The organism is Chryseobacterium sp. CY350 (assembly GCF_027945075.1).
GTDB lineage: Bacteria > Bacteroidota > Bacteroidia > Flavobacteriales > Weeksellaceae > Chryseobacterium.
On the sequence record NZ_CP116034.1, the window covers coordinates 377379 to 396460 of the forward strand.

The 19082-nt window shown below is 33.3% G+C and carries 16 protein-coding genes; 14 read left to right on the forward strand and 2 right to left on the reverse strand.

Annotated elements, in window-relative coordinates; all coding sequences use genetic code 11:
* Positions 1-7 precede the first annotated feature (7 nt).
* From PGH12_RS01650 to PGH12_RS01680, 7 genes are all read left to right on the forward strand, one after another.
* Entirely contained in the window at positions 8-538 is a 531-nt protein-coding gene (locus PGH12_RS01650) for a hypothetical protein (protein WP_267599914.1), read from the forward strand.
* A gap of 2 nt (positions 539-540) precedes the next feature.
* Positions 541-2355 carry a T9SS type A sorting domain-containing protein gene (locus PGH12_RS01655; protein WP_267599915.1) on the forward strand — a complete coding sequence of 605 codons (1815 nt, stop codon included), beginning with the start codon at positions 541-543 and terminating at the stop codon, positions 2353-2355.
* Between the two features lie 324 nt (positions 2356-2679).
* Entirely contained in the window at positions 2680-3072 is a 393-nt protein-coding gene (locus PGH12_RS01660; RefSeq protein WP_267599916.1) for a hypothetical protein, read from the forward strand.
* 9 nt (positions 3073-3081) lie between these two features.
* On the forward strand, positions 3082-3636 hold the full coding sequence (locus tag PGH12_RS01665) for a hypothetical protein (RefSeq protein WP_267599917.1): 555 nt from the start codon (positions 3082-3084) through the stop codon (positions 3634-3636).
* Between the two features lie 58 nt (positions 3637-3694).
* Entirely contained in the window at positions 3695-5500 is a 1806-nt protein-coding gene (locus PGH12_RS01670) for a T9SS type A sorting domain-containing protein (protein WP_267599918.1), read from the forward strand.
* Between the two features lie 251 nt (positions 5501-5751).
* Positions 5752-6096, forward strand: coding sequence for a DUF1016 N-terminal domain-containing protein (locus PGH12_RS01675; protein ID WP_267599919.1), 345 nt, complete (start codon positions 5752-5754; stop codon positions 6094-6096).
* A 300-nt stretch (positions 6097-6396) separates the two neighbouring features.
* Positions 6397-6702 (forward strand): FAD-dependent monooxygenase, encoded by a 306-nt coding sequence (locus tag PGH12_RS01680; RefSeq protein WP_267599920.1) that lies wholly within the window; start codon positions 6397-6399, stop codon positions 6700-6702.
* A gap of 876 nt (positions 6703-7578) precedes the next feature.
* Here the strand turns inward: PGH12_RS01680 and PGH12_RS01685 are convergent.
* Complete coding sequence (locus PGH12_RS01685; RefSeq protein WP_267599921.1) at positions 7579-8214, reverse strand: hypothetical protein; 636 nt, start codon at positions 8212-8214, stop codon at positions 7579-7581.
* Between the two features lie 200 nt (positions 8215-8414).
* Positions 8415-8942, reverse strand: a complete 528-nt coding sequence (locus PGH12_RS01690; RefSeq protein ID WP_267599922.1) for a hypothetical protein — start codon at positions 8940-8942, stop codon at positions 8415-8417.
* A 939-nt stretch (positions 8943-9881) separates the two neighbouring features.
* Between PGH12_RS01690 and PGH12_RS01695 the strand changes: the two genes are divergently transcribed.
* The 7 genes from PGH12_RS01695 to PGH12_RS01725 all read left to right on the forward strand — a co-directional run bounded on the left by PGH12_RS01695 (position 9882) and on the right by PGH12_RS01725 (position 18880).
* Entirely contained in the window at positions 9882-10640 is a 759-nt protein-coding gene (locus PGH12_RS01695; RefSeq protein ID WP_267599923.1) for a hypothetical protein, read from the forward strand.
* Positions 10641-10698: 58 nt separating this feature from the next.
* Positions 10699-11301 (forward strand): hypothetical protein, encoded by a 603-nt coding sequence (locus PGH12_RS01700; protein ID WP_267599924.1) that lies wholly within the window; start codon positions 10699-10701, stop codon positions 11299-11301.
* A gap of 197 nt (positions 11302-11498) precedes the next feature.
* The gene (locus PGH12_RS01705; protein WP_267599925.1) at positions 11499-12179 is read left to right on the forward strand and encodes a hypothetical protein; all 681 of its coding nucleotides are present in this window, start codon (positions 11499-11501) and stop codon (positions 12177-12179) included.
* A gap of 249 nt (positions 12180-12428) precedes the next feature.
* A complete protein-coding gene (locus PGH12_RS01710) occupies positions 12429-16331 on the forward strand; it encodes a response regulator (protein WP_267599926.1) in 3903 nt (1300 codons plus the stop codon).
* A gap of 423 nt (positions 16332-16754) precedes the next feature.
* Positions 16755-17297, forward strand: coding sequence for a peptidoglycan-binding protein LysM (locus PGH12_RS01715; protein ID WP_267599927.1), 543 nt, complete (start codon positions 16755-16757; stop codon positions 17295-17297).
* Positions 17298-17487: 190 nt separating this feature from the next.
* Positions 17488-18033, forward strand: coding sequence for a peptidoglycan-binding protein LysM (locus tag PGH12_RS01720; protein WP_267599928.1), 546 nt, complete (start codon positions 17488-17490; stop codon positions 18031-18033).
* Positions 18034-18334: 301 nt separating this feature from the next.
* A complete protein-coding gene (locus PGH12_RS01725; RefSeq protein ID WP_267599928.1) occupies positions 18335-18880 on the forward strand; it encodes a peptidoglycan-binding protein LysM in 546 nt (181 codons plus the stop codon).
* Positions 18881-19082: the final 202 nt, after the last annotated feature.

Sequence of the window (19082 nt, forward strand, 5' to 3'; positions counted from 1 at the left end):
TATAATTATGAAAAAAATACTTTTCTTATTTACATTAATCTCATTTCAGCTATTTTACTCACAAGGAGAAATAAATATATTTAATTTTTCTTCCTATGATATGCACTTTACATTATTAGCTAATAACCCGGGAAATACAGCCGGCGGTTGTACTCCTAACCTTAACACGTGGGGCAGTCCAACAATATTATCTGGAGATCCTGTAACAGGAAATCCTCTTACGTATACTAGTTATAATAATGCATTAGTTCAGTCTCCAATTGTTGTTTCGTGGAGTAATGGAACGCAAGTTTATAATGCACCAGGTCCTTATGGAATATTAAATGTTTATTCTGCCTCAACAAAGTGGTTGGGATCTAAATTTTCCGTCAATGATCCAGCTACGGGCAATGGTATACCAAATGGTGGATTTTCAATAGGTGGCATAGGATGCGGTTCTTCTAATATATTTGTTCCTAATGTTGGAGGTACAGCCCCTTATCCAATTTTTGGTCAATGGTTTACTGTCGGCAGCGTGACATACTTTGTTATTCAGTAAAGATGAGGAATTCTTATTACTACATTCTAATATTTTGTGCAGGATTATATTCTGCACAAGTTTCTCAGGTCTATGAAAGAAGCTGGGGAACTTATTTTGGTGGAGTTCATACCAACGGAACTACGGGACCCACTAGTTATAAAGCAATAGAGGTTAATGATGGTAATATTATCATTGACAGAGAATACAATAGTAGCTCAAATACCAGTTATTACAACCAATTTATCACTTCAGGTATGCAAGGATTTACTCCCAGCATACTCAATCGGTTAGAAGGAAAGATTAATAATAATGGTTCTTTGCTCTATTCAAAATATGCGATTCCTAGTGCTGCATTAAGCACATCCGAAAGTGAGAGAATAATATATCGTGATCAGGATGGAAGTTATTATATAAACGAATCAAAAAATGTACTAAATGCTTCCGCAAGTACAGGAGTTTGGCTTACAAGTTCTATAGTAGAAGATATAGAAAACAACAGAACATCACTTTTAGCAAAGTATGACGCTAACGGTATATTTCTATGGAGAACATTCATTCCTGCAGGTATTTCAGATCTAAGCTTTACAACAGACGATGCAGGAAATATATACTTCTCAGGACTTACCAAAAAACAAGACTTAGCAGATACGGGAAGTTATCAAAGCAATTTTGTACTAGATTACATAAATGGAAACATTAGAAAGAATGCTTATCTCGTAAAACTTAATTCTTTGGGACAAAAAATATGGTCAACCTACTATCCTGCTGAACAAATATTTTCTCTTGATGAATATAATGGAGATCTGTACTTAGTTACCAGTTCAGATTTCTTAGGGACAAATACACAACTTGCCACCAACGGCACATTTCAGCAAACCAAAGCGCTCAGTGCTATTTCGAGATTTAGTGCCAATACTGGCCAAAGAATCTGGGGTACATATTATGGACCTTCTGATAATTATGGAAATGTTGGCATAATAAAAGTAACAGAAACCGGCATTTATACATTAGGTTTGTCTTTTGAAATTTACTCACCCAATAATACCAACTATTTTGCAACTGCAGGAGCGTATCAGGCGCAACCGATGGGAAACCAAGACAGTGTGATCAGCAAATTTAGTTTTTCCGGACAGCGAGTTTGGAGCACTTACTTTGGAGGCATAGAATCAGATGATTTTTCTAGTCTGGATGTAAAAGGCAGCAAAATATTGATTTCTGGGTCAACATCCAGTCAGAATCTTGCCAGCGCAAATGCCTTCGTAAACGTAAAGCCCAACCTGAATGTGCCTGATATTTTTTTTGCAATGTTTAATACATCTGGAGAATTGGTTGTTTCTTCTTATTACGGAGCTACTGACGTTTCTTTAGGAACATTCCTTGGTGGATCTGTAAAATCCTTTTTTTCAAATAATTCAGAGTCATTCTACTTGGCTGGAATTACTGCAAACCACAACGGGTTCTCAACAGAAGGAGCATTTCAACCCGCAATCCTACCAATAACAGGACCAAGCAGTTCAGACTACACTTTTTTTATTGCTAAGTTTGCGCCCAAAAACCTTTCAACATCAGAGAGTATAAAAGCTGATCAAATTAAGCTTTTTAATAACCCGAATAACGGGAATTTCAACATAACTGGAGATTTATTAAGCACCACAAATTGCAAAATTCATATTTTCGACATTTCCGGAAAACTAATCTATAAAGCAAACTTACCCAAAGGTAAAATTCACAAATTCTCTTTAGAAAATCTTATTATATCCGGAACTTATATTCTCAACTTATCTTCAGATAATGGGGAAGTACTAAAAACATTTAAACTCATTGTAAAGAAATAATAATTTCACTAGACATCTCATAATAACCGAATCTAGAATCATCTAAAAATATGATAACCACAAACATTACGTGTGTAGAAATATAAGTTGCGAAATGAATTACATCCATGAGGTCAAACGTATTTTCTATTTTTAGCGAACCACTAACCAACACTTGGTTGCGTTAAAGATCTACTTAGTCATTCCTTTAAAATTGCAATAATATATTGACTTATCTGAAAGAGATGTTATCGAAAAAGGTTTTAAAATTCATCAATATTCTTTTTATTTTATAATAATTTGAACTATTTTAATAAATTTTTAACACACAAAACAATTTTACGTATGAAAAAACTCATTTTTATTTTCATTATGTCAGGTGCTATGGTTGCCTGTCAAAATGATGAAAAAGTTTCTTCTCAACAAGAAGAATCGATGATGCATCAAGAGATGGTGCAAAAAGTCAATAATTCTAAGACTAAAGAAATGACCGATTTTGATGCTGCTCTTAAAAAAATCGGAAAAGATGGACCGGAAAAATACATAGATCCAAATGGTCAGCTGAACCAAGCAGGCTTCAATCTATTAGCACCACTTGCCAAGAAAATTATTATTTCCTCTGGAAAAACAGAAGCCGATTTAAGATCTTTAAGCGATGGAGATTTAATTAATGACGCTTTTAGGGTGTATCAGCAAAATATGTCAAAATATAGATCTTCTTTATCATTAACTAAATAAACTCAAAAAATGAAAAAAATACTTACCACTCTACTGATGTCTTTAGTCTTTGGCTTTGCACAGGCACAATATAGTACTGAAGACGAAATGCATATCTATAATTTTACCGACCCTACTTCTCCTAGCGGTGGATATAGGTTTTTTACTGGTATAGTTACCGCTATAAATCCTAATAACTGCACCCCAGTAGTGCAAGGTCAAACTGCAGCATATATATATCCGGGTGAGTCCACTGTCTATAAAAAGTTTCAAGGTTCCGGATCTTCTTATATTCCTATCAATTCGTGGACGGTTTATACTGGAACATCGACACAAAACTATAATCAAAGTAGCAACGTATTAACAGTATTTGAGCCACTATCCAGATGGGGTGGTTTTCTTGCGGAGTATTTAGACGCCGCTACTTTGAGCTATGGAGAAAATATAGAAATTGGGTATGGTTACAACGGTTATAATTGTTATAATTATGGTCTTAACCATACAGATTCGTATATTAATGCTTATTCTTTTTATGTTCCGAGTACTAATCCTAATGCGGAAAATTATTATGTAATCATACAATAATTATGCTTTATTAGTGCGGATTCACGAAGAAAGCATCATAATGTTTAATCAACCTTATATGAAAATATTATTGTATTTATTTTTAGTCTTTTCGTCTTTGCACCAGTCGCAAAGTTTTGATTACGAAAGAACGTATGGTACCTACTACGGACCTACAGTTACCGAGCTTAGCGGTCCCAATAATATGGGCTATGTATTTTTTAACCCTTCACTTCCCAATAATATTTATATTAATGGAACCGTTGCTTTTGGGTATGCTCCCTTAACGGATACTCAGTATAATCAATACGTAGTTAACAGTACCAATTATGTAGATAGCAGTACATCAGAGAATACGATACACGGAGTTTTTAACAGTACCGGCAACGCACTGCTTAGCGAATATTTATCTCCCAATGACAACAACGACGAGTATCAATGGGCTTTTGACGGAAGCGATAATGGAATTTATACAAAAAAATTTGATGCGCCAGCAGATGCCGCAAGCAGTAATGTATGGTTTGCTACAAATCCCAATAATGCCTCTTCTACAGAAACGAAAATGCTGTTTAAAAAAGGCAGTAACGGGACCTTACTTTGGAAAACGTTCCTCCCAGAAAATGTAGAACGTATTCTGCAGGACGATAGCGGAAATATATACGTGCAGGGGTCAACACAGCTTCAAAATATTGGTACAGTAGGTACTTTTCAGCCTAATTATACTGTAGAGATAGATCCCACCACTAATCTACCGTATCGCAATGTATTTATTACAAAACTATCTTCTACCGGGCAATTGCAATGGACTACTTACTTTTACAATAGGTCAGATGTTGTTGACATTGCTTATTACAACAATCATCTGTACATTATGTCTAACGGTGCGAATTTGCAAATGGCAACTCCCGGAACATGGCAAACAACAACTACAAATAACGCGTTAACCAAAATGGATACTGCAACAGGAAACAGAGTATGGGGCACCTATATCGGTGATCCGTCGTCAACAGGTGATGTTCCCACAATGTTGAGAGTAAATGCCACCGGAATTTATTTTTTTGGCATTCAGTTTCTTTTTACAGGTGTTAGCAGTTATTTTGCTACTACGGGAGCTTTTAAAGCGACACCCACAGGAGATACCGATTATTTTTTGGTTAAAATGGATGAAACAGGAAACAGGGTATGGGGAACGTATTTTGGAAGTAATGGTTATGACCATGCTCTGGCTCATGGACAGTTGGCGCTAACGGACAATGGTATTTTTGTTACCGGAGCTAGCTACGGACAAACCAATAACATAGCAACCCCAGGAGCCTATCAGGAGACCCATCCGGTAAGTACCTCAAACGGAACCGCATTGTATTTTGCTAAGTTCGACACTACGGGAAATCAGCAATGGTGTTCCTACTATGGAGGAAGTAATAGTCCTGCAAATTTAAGTGTCCCGGTGATTTCCATTTATCCCCTAGCTAATGGGCATTTTTATTTGGTAGGTGCTACTAATGCTTCCACAGGTATTTCAACAGCAGGAACCTACCAACCGCAATTGCCTCCTCAAACCACAAATTTTTATACAGGTTTTATTGCGAGATTTAATTACAAAGGCGAATTGGGAAGCAATGAGGTAGCCGATAGTAAAGATTTACAGTTATTTGATAATCCTAATAATGGTAATTTTTCGTTGCAGGGAGATATTTTGACAAAAGAAAATTGTAAAATGAAAGTTTTCGATGCATCAGGAAGAATTGTTTATCAGCAAAACCTTTCAAAACAAAAGAAAATTAATTTTGAGTTAACTGGTTTTTTAACTTCAGCAAGCTATATTTTAAAAGTTTCTGATTCCAAAAATGAAATTTTAAAGTCTTTTAAAATGATTGTACATTAAGCCTTAAAATCATCCTCAAAGTACTTTTGAGGATGATTTTTTTTAAGTTCTATTTGTTCAGAAGTCACCTCTCTTTCGAGTTATCTTTTCGAAGAAATTACTCAACCTAGTTTTTATTTTATGGATGCTGAAGATATGGCATTTCAAAATGGTAAGCTTCGTGCAAAGTATGGTAAATCAGTCTTGAAGAATCTTGCTAATCATCTATTAGTAGAATATGAAAAAGATTTAATGATCGAAACCTTAATAATATGCGAGCTTTTTTCATCGCATTTCCAATTTGGAACGCTGTGCGTACCGAATTGAGCTGGACTCACTACCGAATTATTAGTAGAATTGAGCAAGCTGAACACAGAATACTGTCTTATCAACTATTTTTTAATTTTCTTCATGAAAGGTCTACAATAGATATAGTCATAACATTTCTGTTATCAGGAATGTTCCATATAGTGGTAAAAGGATTAGGATATGATCGAAGCAGAAATGACGTGGAATACCGTTTCAATGATTACATTACTGCTCTAAAGCAGACCAAAGATGATGTTGAGATTATTTTTGCAAGCGGAAGTTCCGAAACTTTTGATCTGGTCATCTAAGCAGAAGGAATTGGTTCACATACAAGAAAACTGATTTTCGGCAGACGGCCTGAATTTAAGTTTTTGGGATTATACACTGCGTATGTTACAATCAGTAAAGCATTAACAGATAGCAGCTGGGCGCGGTGGTGCAACGCTCAAAACGGGATTGTTTTTCTGATCCGACCGGATAACTATGGCAGCACCTGGGCTTCGATCACATTTACGGCTGAAGAGGATGAGTACTAGGGTCTCTCCGTTGAAGAACAAAAGACTGCACTAATCAAGCGGATAGAGGGTAGTGGCTGGGAATCTGAACGTTTGATCAAAGAAATTGGTAACACCACAGATCTTTATTTTGACCGGATTAGTCAGGTGAAGTCACCAAAATGGAGCGAGGGGAGAGCTGTTATTGTCGGTGATGCCGCTTATTGTGCGACACCTATAGCCGGTAAAGGAACTGATTTGGCTATGTCAGGAGCCTACATTTTAGCAGGCGAAATTTCTACTGCGAATTCATATCAGGAAGCATTTGAAGCTTATGAAAATAAGATACGACCATATGTTGAAAAATGTCAAAAACTGCCTCCTGGAATACCTAAACTGGTTATCCAAAATCCAAGCTAGGGGTGGGAATTTTAAACGGGTTGGTGTCTGTAGTCGGCAGTAAAGGAAATAAGTGGTTGATGGGGCTTTTTCAAAATGATCAGGAGACACCCAAACCCGAGATTGTTCTTCCAAACTATGAGTAAGAATATGGTTAATAATTATTTTGATATTCAGAATGATTATAATAGTTCAGAATTACCAGGTTGATATCATTAAGAAGTTTAAAAGATTTGTAACCTTTCCAGTATTTAGTATTTTTCTGTTTTTCAATTCGATAGCAACCGACCAATATTTGAGCATGATAACAATTCAGTTTTAAATTGGTGCTCAAATGCAGTATGCTTAAAAGCAGCAGAACACTGCATGAAAATGTGAGCAAAACCCAAAGAGAACGTAATCTTTATAAATAAACGTAAGACTAGAAATCAGTCATTTAATTATAAAAAAATTGCTACTATGATTGAGAAAGAATTTAATGAAAGCTTACTAGTAGATCGCAATGGGAAGTTCAGGGAAATAGATGATATATTTCATAAGAAAATGGGTGAGGGGATCAGTTTGAGTAGGTTTAAAATTTATATTTCAAAACTTTCGTCAAATTTATACTTTAATTATGACAAAGGGTCATAGCTAAAGGTTTTAAAAAAAACTAGAAAAAATATAGGCTATGTAATAACTACAAATTATGATGATTTAATTGAATAGTTGTTGCATCTTGGCATAATTTAGAATTATCCATACTTGTAGGATTCTACCTGATTAACAGAATTATACCAATACACTTCTTATCAATTAAACATAAAAGTGATTCAGAATATTGACAGCTTAGAATTTGAGTGATTTAACTTCTGATTTACGTTTGTATATTTTAAAAGGCTTCTTTAGCAGACATAGTTACTCAATAATGCTTCTGAAATATCCTTTAGAATTAGTTATTGAATCAGTTGGATTAAATTTTATCTGCAGTTCTATTTTTCCAAAAATACTGTCACCTTTTTTATATTGAGATTTATCGAGTGTTAATTTCTGTTTCTTCACAGTGTATCTTTCGGATTCTAAAAAATCAAGCATACTTTTGCTATCAGTATAATATTCGGATGATGTGTAAAAGAAATTTCCGAATTTTGATACTTTTAAATTAACTCCCGTAAACCCATCTCCACTGTTAAAATTCAAAAAATAAATGTGATCAGATCTCAAACTTTTGGTGATGTTTAAGTTGAAAGATACCGTATCACCCTTTCTTTCAAATATTTCTAGGTCAGTACGTATTTTTGCAGGGTCGTACATGATAAAAGCCGGATCGAAAACTTTGGAATTAAGATTGTTTACTTCCCTTGATTTTCCGATATTTTTATCAATATCAATCTTATTCCATTTTGAAACAAAATAGACTGTTCCAAGAAATAAAATAGTTATTATGATCCGGAAAATATATTTTAAACTTTTCGTCAATTTAGAAAGTTGGGTTTGAAGATTACAATTGACCAGATTTTCGCAGTAAGGTAACAATAAGTCATATTGTACCACTGCTTAAATGGTTTTAAAGACTTGTAGATTACAGGTTGAGGCGATAATTTCCGCCAACCATGTTGTAAAAATATTCTTTTTTCTGATATTGAAAGTAAATTTCATTGCAGCGTTACTAATACAGATCTGCTAATTAAAATATCATACCTTTTTTACTTTTAAATATATTTGAGCAGATAATCTTTTTCATGTAAATTCATTTAGGTGACAACAAATTCAAATCTATTGTCAGAAATGTTATTCCCTTTGATACTTGTAATTATTTGGATAAAGACGCATTGCCCTTCTTCGAATTCCCTATCCTGAAAAGTTGCAAAAGAATCAAATGAATAGATACCTTTTCTGTTAAGTATAATATCAACTTCTAATTCATAACTATCAGTCACGCTGTTGTAGACCGGAGACGAACTGAAATCATCAATTTTCTTTCCTTTTACAAAGTTGACGTTATTGTCCTGAAAAAGCTCAGAAAGATTTATTCTCAAAATTCCAGTGGATTGTTTTGTTGCCTGAAAAATATCAATATACTTTGAATTGACTTTCATTTTCGATGGGATTGAAAATTTCAACTTTATTGATTCACTCTGTGCATATGACAGCTTGGTAGGAGAAATCAGTATCAAATCCTGCTCATTTAATACATTGGTGTATTGATCACACGGATTCTCACCTCTGTTGTCACACTGCATCATCAGAGGAATCAAAAATACTGACAAAAAAATATTCAAGAAAGTAAATTTAAACATCACGTCTTTTTAAACTTTATTTATTAGCGAATAATATTTCACTATAGGATTTACAATATAAATTGCCCGTCAAATATATATAAAATATTGAAGCTGTTTTATAAAAACTGTTTATTAAATAATTATTTATTCTAATTACAGAATAATTCACAATCGAAAAAGTGAATTATTATGAATTGAAAAAAAGTTATCTGATATTAACATATTTTTTATAAATACAAAAAATTATGTAATGTTTGTCCTCCAGCTTTCAGAGTGTTGAAATAGGTATGTTCAAGAGCAGCCTTATTCATCATCCTACACTTCAGGGTTATCAACATGCCTATATTGCAATACTGTTTTTGAATACGAATAATCTGATGCTTTGATTGACTACGATCAGACCTAATTTGAATGCATACAAAATAATATCTAGAGATTCTGTGTCTGCAGAATATTCGACTCAGTAATGATTTTTAGATGGGAGAGGCCTAAAGCAGGAAATATTTTACATCATTCAACAAATTTGTAATTAAAATACATTATAATTTTAACAAAGGATAGAATTCTCAAACATTAATCTGTAAAAAACTACATTTAGATTCGAAAAATAAATCATTATAGTAGGAAAAAAGTTAAAATGAGATAATTCACTGATTAAATAGTGAATTATCTTTCTAATCTAAAATTATTTATCAAGTTTTCAGTATTTTTATTGATATGATAACAAATAATACTTAATATTGTCTCCAATAATCAAAACATCCATAATACTAATAAAATTTTTAATTTATTGATTTTCAATTATATAAACTTGATAATATTGAATTGTGAATCATGAAAATAAAACTATTTCACTAGAAAATGAAAATAACTCATCTTTTTTTTGCATTTCTTTCAGTAGTGAAATAGGTGTTATTGACCTTCCAATACATTTTTTACATGACTCAAATCTCCCCCTTTCATTACTTTATTAGTACTAATAAAAAGGATTTTTCGATCACCGGAACTAGTAATTTTGATCATTCTGATTTGAAGATCTGCATTCACCCTTCTAATAATGAAAATTTAGTTTGTTTTAAGAACATTATCTTTTTTGGCGAATGTTTCGATTATGTGAATACATCTCAATGTAATCAAGAAATCGTAGAATCTCTTCAAAAATTACAGTCTATTGACAAATTAAAAAAAATTGAAAAGCTGTCAGGATTTTTTATTATAATTTTATTGGAAATTGATAATACTTACATCCTTAATGATGCAACTGGTCAATTAGAAGTTTTCATCTGTCATGATGAGACTGACTTGTATATCAGTTCTCAACCCAATATCATCGCAAAGATTTCCGGAAACAACGACTTTCACGATAATTTACCTCCTTATATTGCTGATAAAAAAATAAATATTTTCAGCAGAACACCTTATAGATCTATTACAAAGCTTATTTCAAATTTTTATTATAACGTCATTGTGCGTAAATACAACAGATATTCCCGAACAATGATCACTCAAAAGCTTGATAATCGGCAGGTGGCTTATTTGGTTTTGAGAATCCTTAAGAATACGGTGAGCAGTATGGTAGAAAGAAAGAATTTAGGAATAGCGATAACTGCAGGTTGGGATTCAAGAGTATTATTGCATCATCATTATCTATTCAAAAAATATCAATTATTATGTATTAAATCATCAATCAGAAAATAGTAAGCAAGATGTTATAATAGCTCAGAAAATAGCTCAACATTTCGAAAAAAATTTAACTGTGATAAATTATAATTTAGCTTCGATAAAATTAGATGATAAAATTACGGAGCTTTGGAAAGATGACGAGAAAATTCGTAAGATTTCAACTGTAATGAATAATTACTATCCAGACAATTATCTCATTAACGGCAATGTCAGCGAGGTTGCGAGAAACTTTTATGATCCTCTGCCTGGAAAGATATCGATTGATGATATTTGTTATTTTATAGGAGTTAGATGTGGAAACTATGAAAAAGAAGCTTTATCTCAGTGGTTCAGTGAAACAGATGATAAAGTTGATCTGTTAGATTCTATTTATTGGGAGCACAAAATGCCGAATTGGGCAGGAAGCAGCAAATCGATTTCGAATATTTACAATATCGTTACTTCTCCTTTTAACAATAGATACTTGCTGAATTTGCTTATTGCAACGAACAGACGTGATAGAGACAAATATTTCCACACCATTTATAAGCTTTTATTAGAAATAATTGATGAAAAATTAACCAGCATACCGATAAATCCCACCAGAAAAAACCTTAAAATCAGAGTATTGAAAAATCTACATATATATCCTGCTTATAGATATGTATACTTTAAATGGAGAAAGCTTAAATTTTAATTTTATATCAAAATCCCAGAAGACTGAAATATGCAAAGCATTTAATACTGATTAATTTCAAAACGTAATCATTTAGAAATTCTACTTCATATAAAATTATTACAGTTTAAGCAACTCTTTATTTTTATAGTTTAACTGATTTAAAATTGTGTTAAATAAAATAATTCCCTACATAAAAAAAATCCTTATAAATTATCATGAAATCAAAAAAAATCTTAATTTCAAACATCCTATTTTTTTCGTCATTTATTTTCGCACAAGAAACACAACAGCAGAAATTTAAAGTTGATGCCGGATTTGAGTTTAGAATTGTTCCATTTAACTTTAAGAATGCGGAAGGTCTGTACACCACCAATAAGTTCTTTCTATACAACAGGGATAAACATTTGTCCGGTAACAGTATAAATTTAAGCATAGAATATTACTTCCTTAAGAACACGACAATTGGTATTAATCAAAGTTTCAGGTATGATCAGTTATATTCTGATAATAACCTGAATAATCCAAATAATTATTTCACAACTGATCAGCATATGAGAATTATTGCAGATACAGAAATTCAGTTAAAACAATATTTTCCATTAAAAAACATCAATCATCAGATTATCGCAAGTTTAGGTTATGGATTTATGAATAATAATACACTGTTCCACGTAACAGAAGTTTATGACCGAGATCCGAATGATCAAATTAATTTTAGTAGAACCAGTGAAGTTGATTTTCAATTTCAAGCTTATAAAATAGGTGTGGGCTATCAATATAAAAGATTTGAAGCGATGGTAGGGATTTACATCGTTGAAAAGGACAATTTTGATGATTATTCCAGTGCATTCGGCATGCCTTTTCTAAAGTTGAGCTACAATATTGTGAAATTTTAGGTACTATTGCAGATTGATTGTTACAAAATAAACAACCATACTTCAATAGTGCTGTTACTGGATTTAATTTATTCCTTAAAAAGGCAGTATCAAAGTCGGTAAGTAGACAACGATACGACCTACCTAACGGTTGATACACTTGTTGGCTTAATTACATAAGTGAACCAATTCAATATTTTTTTATAATTTACTTAAAGTTGTGAAATATATTATGATAATTGTTTATATTTAAATAATTTTGTTTTTGATATGTTAAATTATACACTTTCTGATAATGAGTTAGAGCGATTGAAAAAATTAGAATATTTTGATCTTCTGAACTTAGGAAAAGATCCTCAATTCGATATTTTTGCAGAAACGGCATGTCTAATAGCCGATTGTCCAGTTTCTTTAATTTCGATTATGGAAAGCGAGATGCAGACTGTTCAAAGTTGTGTAGGTTTGGAAATCGACTCTGTAGCGAGGGAGAATACAATTTGTCAATATTCAATCTCCACTGGAGAAATTATCATTATCAATGATACTCTTTTGGATGAAAGAACCCGTTTAAATCCATTAGTTTTACAAGGAGGAATACGATTTTATGTAGGAATACCATTTTTTGATGACGAACGTTTTGCGCTAGGAACAATCTGTGTAATTGATTATAAACCCAGAGCAATCACAGACAGTCAGATTACTGCACTTAAAAAGCTTTCAGATGTTATTTCTAAACTTTTAACAGCAAGGAGAAAAACAATTTATGCAGAATATTTTCAGCAGATCTTCAATATATCTAATAATCTGATCTGCGTTCTGGATGACAAATTGAAGTTTAAGAATTTCAATCCGGTAGTCGAGAAAATATTCCTATTAAAAAAAGCAGAGGTGATAGGGCGTAGCTTTACCGAGATTTTCGGTGAACCGAACAAAGATCTTTCAACGATGAAAGATTTGATGAAGGGGGCCCAGGAGGCATCTTTTACTACGTATAAAAATAGTGATGACGGAAGTTCTGTTATTGTAGAATGGGTTTTTAAACTCAATCAAGAACTTTCTGAAATTTTCTGTTTCGGAACCAACATCACCAAGGAGAGTGAAGAAAAACGTCAGTTAGAAAGCTCGGAGCGACGTTTCAGGAGTTTCTTTGAAAATGCTATTGGCTTAATGAGTATGCATGATATGGACGGTAACATTCTTGCGGTGAATGAAAAAGGGAGAGAAATGCTGCATTATTCTGTTGACGAGGTGGAAAATTTAAACCTTAAAGATCTTGTTCCGGAGCATAACTGGCCTTCTCTACAAGAGTATTTAAATCGTATCAAAAAAGAAAGGGAAGACTTTGGAACCATGATTTTAAAGGCGAAAAATGGAGTGGAGCAGGTGTGGATGTATCACAATCTTGTTGAGTTAGACGAGGAAGGAAAGCCTTACATTATTAGTACGGCCTTGAACGTCACTGAAAGAATGACTTTAGAAAAAGATCTCGTTCATACAAAAAAAATTCTTGAACAAACAAGCTCTGTAGCTCAAGTAGGTGGTTGGGAAGTGAATTTGAAAAAGAATACCCTCTTCTGGTCTCAAAGTACTAAAGAAATTCATAAGATTGGCAACGACTATCAGCCTGATTTGGAAACTGCTATTGGTTTTTATACAGACGATAGCAGAGAAAGAGTTGAATTTTTATTCAACAGAGCAGTAAATGAAGGGATTCCGTATGATGATGAATTCCAGCTCGTTCGCAATGATGGTGTGACAATCTGGGTAAGGGTGAAAGCAATTCCGGAATTTGAAGATGGTGTGTGTATCAGAGTTTTTGGCATCATTCAGGATATTGATGTTTTCAAGAAAATGTTTCTTGATATTGCTAAAAAAGAAGCAATGATGCAATCTTTTGTAACGTATGTTCCTGTTGCAGTTGCGATGTTCGATAAAGATCTCAACTATATTTCTGTAAGCAGCAAATGGAAAGATGAATTCAAAATGAATGAGAATGATATCATTGGAAAGAATCTTTTTGCGGTATCACCAAACATTCCTGTGGAACGAAAAGAAATTTATCATGCTGCTTTGCAAGGTAAAACATATATCAATGAAGATTTTGCAATTCATCTTAGTGGTACAGAAGAGATTCAGCATTTGGATCTGAAAGTAGGACCATGGTATCTTTCGGATAACGAAATCGGAGGAGTTATTGTCTCAGTTCAGAATATTACCACAGCTGTAAAGACCAACGAAGAACTTAAAAATGCAAAAAAAATGGCTGATATTGCAAGTAAAGCAAAATCAGAGTTTCTGGCTAATATGAGCCATGAGATCCGTACACCTCTGAATGGAGTGGTAGGCTTTTCAGATCTTCTTTTAAGAACCCCTCTTAATGATATTCAGACGCAATACCTTAATTATATCAATGAATCCGGAGAAAATCTTCTAAATATTATTAATGACATTCTTGATTTTTCTAAAATAGAATCCGGTAAAATGGAACTTTTGATTGATCAAAGTGATGTTTATGACATGGTGAGTCAGGTTATCAATGTCATTCTTTACCAGTCTCAGAAAAAAAATATTGAACTTCTTTTAAATATAGAACCAGGACTTCCAAAAACTATCTTACTTGATGAAGCTAGATTAAAACAAATCCTTATTAACCTTCTTGGTAATGCCGTTAAATTTACTGAAAAAGGAGAAATTGAACTTAAGGTGGAAAAACTCAGTATGGATGATGAGAATATTGTTCTGAGATTTTCTGTAAGAGATACAGGTATAGGAATACCTTTGGAAAAGCAAAATCATATTTTTGATGCTTTTACTCAGGAAAACAGCTCTATAAGTAAACGTTATGGAGGAACGGGTCTTGGTCTTACAATATCAAACAATATTCTGGGATATATGGGAAGTCATCTTTCATTGGTCAGCACCCATGAAAAAGGCTCTGAGTTTTTCTTCGACATTGAAATCCCTTATGAAATATCAAAATCCAGTGAGTACGACGATCTTACAATAAAAAAAGTCCTTGTGGTGGATGATAATGAAGCAAACAGAATCATTCTTCAACACATGCTAACCTATAAAAATATAGAATCTACATTGGCTTCCAACGGAATGGAAGCTTTACAGATTTTGCTAAGGGGTGACCGTTTCGATGTGATACTGATGGATTATCATATGCCGGTAATTTCCGGTTTGGAAACAATTACTAAGATCAGAGAGCTATTCAATGAAAAAAAAGAGACCTCACCACTGGTGATTCTTCATACTTCTTCAGAAGAACATGATGTTATTAATTCTTTCCGCAAGGAAGATGATTCTTATTTTCTGCTGAAGCCTATTAAGTCTGATGATCTTTACAGAACTCTTAAACGTCTGTCGCAAAGTAAAGTGACGGAAGTGGCGGCTCCTGAACATTTGGAAAAACATTGTTTTCCTTTTATGGAAAAGCTGGAAGTTCTTTTAGTAGATGATAATCCCGTAAATATGGTTCTTAATAATAGAATGATGAAATCACTGATGCCTGATGTGCATCTTACAGAAGTGGTAAATGGTTTGGAGGCAGTGGAAGAATGTAAGAAAAAAGATTTCTCTGTAATCCTAATGGATGTACAAATGCCAGTGATGAACGGTATTGAAGCTACGAAACAGATTCGCCTTTTACCAGGATATGAAAATGTACCAATTATTGGAGTGACAGCTGGAAACGTATTGGGAGAAAAAGAAAAATGTCTGGAATCTGGAATGAATGATTTTTTACCAAAACCTTTGCGTCAGGCAAATCTTTCAGAAATGCTCAAAAAATATATTGCCATTGAACAAGATATGGGTGTTGAGGGCCAAGCAGTAATTGCAACGGAAAAATACATCAATATGGATATGTTTAGAGAGCAGATAGGTGATGATGATGATTTTAAAACAATATTTTTAAACCTTGTAATTAAAGAACTTATCCAAACAAAGGATGATATTGGTAATGCAGCAGCAGTAAAAGATGCAGTGTCTGCCAAAATAATTCTTCATAAACTTAAAGGCACTGCAGGAACTACCGGTCTTTTCAGACTTTCAGAATGTGCATTGAGATGGGAGAAAAAAGCTGATGAAAATATAGATTTTTCAGATATGGAGAAAGAAGTAAATGAAGAGATCACTATTGGATTAAATATAATAAAAAGTTTATAAATAAAAATTGAAAGCTGTGTTCGTTAGGAACACCGGATATGTCGAACTAATTATGTATTAAGATAAATTATTAAAAGTATCCTAAGTTTTCTTGACCAGAATAGCAAAAGAAGCTTTTGAAACATTAAAAAAAAATATTGATCCGGTATTCACCATATCAGACCATTAATGTAAAGTTTTTTACTGTTAAGATTTCATTGACGATCTAAGTCAAATGACAGTTTGAGCATGAACAATACCAGTCATAAGTATTTACCATGATTAAAAGCTGCGGACGTATATTGTTAATTGTTTAATTTAATTAAATTCAAATAAAATCTTTGGTTATGTGAGATAATGGTACTACATTTGATTTATCATATTTGTTAGTATAATTAATTTTAATAACATCTTTTATTGCAGTTACGTTAAATATTTCCGATTATGAAAAAACAAATGGTTATGGTTGTATTTTCTTTAGGATTGATATCTTTAGGAAGCAGCCAGGTCTCAGCACAAAATTCTGACCATGTGGGTACATCAGTTAATATCGTTTTGGCAGATGTAATTTCAATTGACCAAGGAAGTGTTGCTTCAGGAGGCACTGTAGATTTTAATTATGTTAATACAACAGATTATAATTCTTCAAAAAGTGTAACGGTGCCCAATAGTTTAATTATTAATTCCTCCAAAAATTTTGATGTAAAAATAAAATCTGACGGCGCAAATTTTATTAACGGCGCAAATCTTATTCCTGTAGATGTATTACAGGTTAAAGCAATATCCGGCGGAAGTTTAATGGGAACTATGAATGAAGTTACTTTATCTACAAATGATCAGGTTCTGGTGAGTAATGCAAGTCTAGGTGCAAAACGAATTTTAAATATTGCTTATTCTATTTCGGCAGAAAAAGCGTCAAAAGTTCTTTTAGGAAAACCTAAAGGAACATATACGCAAATAGTAACTTATACTGCGACCGCATTGTAATTAAAACAAATAATTATTATAAAAGCCCTCAACATGTAAATGTTGAGGGCTTTTCGTTGAAATAAGCCGTGTAGTTATTTAACTACAACAACTTCCATTTTCAACTACAAAGAAATTTTTATTGCCGCTGTAAATTTGCAGTGTTCAAAAGAGAACAATTAAACAAAAATAAAAAATAAATAGAAATATCATGAAAAGACAAATAGTAATGGCAGCCTTAACTTTCGGAGCAATCATATTAGGAACTAACGCTGTACATGCACAGAATACTACTGCAACAACAACCGTAAACATTACCCTGAACGATGTCATCTCTATCGATGCGGGAAGTACTGCAATCGGAAATACGGTAGACTTCAACTACGCTACTGCAGCAGATTATAACTCTGATCAGACGATTACTAAAGCAAACTCTTTAAAAGTGACCTCAACGAAGAACTTTAACGTTAAAGTAAAAGCAGGAGGTGCAAATTTCATGAATGGAACCAACTTGATCCCTGTAAATGTTTTGACGATCAAAGCCGCTACAGCTGCCGGAACAATGGGCGGAACAAAAACCGCTGTCGTTTTATCTGCAACGGATCAGACTTTAGTGTCAAATGCTCCTCTGGGAAGCGCATTAACCTTGAACCTGGATTACACGATTCCTGCATCGAAATCATCATCTGCAGATATTTTAGGTAAACCAGCCGGAACGTATACTCAAACAGTAACTTATACTGCAACAGCTTTATAAGTAAATTTTTTCATATTAATATTTTGTGATTTGGTGTTTCGAAGGCTTCCTACAAGAGGCCTTTGATTTTGTATGTATTCAATATTACAATAGCTCTAAAATAGAAATAACAGTATTTGTAGAAAAGCCCTCAACACTTAGAAAGCGAAGGATTTTCTTTTTGATCAAATCAATAAACCGTGTAGTTATTTTACTACAACAACTTCCATTTTCAACTACAAAGAAATTTTTATTGCCGCTGTAAATTTGCAGTGTTCAAAAGAGAACAATTAAACAAAAATAAAAATTAAATAGAAATATCATGAAAAGACAAATAGTAATGGCAGCCTTAACTTTCGGAGCAATCATATTAGGAACTAACGCTGTACATGCACAGAATACTACTGCAACAACAACCGTAAACATTACCCTGAACGATGTCATCTCTATCGATGCGGGAAGTACTGCAATCGGAAATACGGTAGACTTCAACTACGCTACTGCAGCAGATTATAACTCTGATCAGACGATTACTAAAGCAAACTCTTTAAAAGTGACCTCAACGAAGAACTTTAACGTTAAAGTAAAAGCAGGAGGTGCAAATTTCATGAATGGAACCAACTTGATCCCTGTAAATGTTTTGACGATCAAAGCCGCTACAGCTGCCGGAACAATGGGCGGAACAAAAACCGCTGTCGTTTTATCTGCAACGGATCAGACTTTAGTGTCAAATGCTCCTCTGGGAAGCGCATTAACCTTGAACCTGGATTACACGATTCCTGCATCGAAATCATCATCTGCAGATATTTTAGGTAAACCAGCCGGAACGTATACTCAAACAGTAACTTATACTGCAACAGCTTTATAAGTAAATTTTTTCATATTAATATTTTGTGATTTGGTGTTTCGAAGGCTTCCTACAAGAGGCCTTTGATTTTGTATGTATTCAATATTACAATAGCTCTAAAATAGAAATAACAGTATTTGTAGAAAAGCCCTCAACACTTAGAAAGCGAAGGATTTTCTTTTTGATCAAATCAATAAACCGTGTAGTTATTTTACTACAACAA

Bases quoted from the DNA above. Each gene is read 5' to 3' on its own strand.
- PGH12_RS01650 (WP_267599914.1), top strand. From the start codon at position 8: ATGAAAAAAATACTTTTCTTATTTACATTAATCTCATTTCAGCTATTT.
- PGH12_RS01655 (WP_267599915.1), top strand. From the start codon at position 541: ATGAGGAATTCTTATTACTACATTCTAATATTTTGTGCAGGATTATAT.
- PGH12_RS01660 (WP_267599916.1), top strand. From the start codon at position 2,680: ATGAAAAAACTCATTTTTATTTTCATTATGTCAGGTGCTATGGTTGCC.
- PGH12_RS01665 (WP_267599917.1), top strand. From the start codon at position 3,082: ATGAAAAAAATACTTACCACTCTACTGATGTCTTTAGTCTTTGGCTTT.
- PGH12_RS01670 (WP_267599918.1), top strand. From the start codon at position 3,695: ATGAAAATATTATTGTATTTATTTTTAGTCTTTTCGTCTTTGCACCAG.
- PGH12_RS01675 (WP_267599919.1), top strand. From the start codon at position 5,752: ATGCGAGCTTTTTTCATCGCATTTCCAATTTGGAACGCTGTGCGTACC.
- PGH12_RS01695 (WP_267599923.1), top strand. From the start codon at position 9,882: ATGACTCAAATCTCCCCCTTTCATTACTTTATTAGTACTAATAAAAAG.
- PGH12_RS01705 (WP_267599925.1), top strand. From the start codon at position 11,499: ATGAAATCAAAAAAAATCTTAATTTCAAACATCCTATTTTTTTCGTCA.
- PGH12_RS01710 (WP_267599926.1), top strand. From the start codon at position 12,429: ATGTTAAATTATACACTTTCTGATAATGAGTTAGAGCGATTGAAAAAA.
- PGH12_RS01715 (WP_267599927.1), top strand. From the start codon at position 16,755: ATGAAAAAACAAATGGTTATGGTTGTATTTTCTTTAGGATTGATATCT.
- PGH12_RS01720 (WP_267599928.1), top strand. From the start codon at position 17,488: ATGAAAAGACAAATAGTAATGGCAGCCTTAACTTTCGGAGCAATCATA.
- PGH12_RS01725 (WP_267599928.1), top strand. From the start codon at position 18,335: ATGAAAAGACAAATAGTAATGGCAGCCTTAACTTTCGGAGCAATCATA.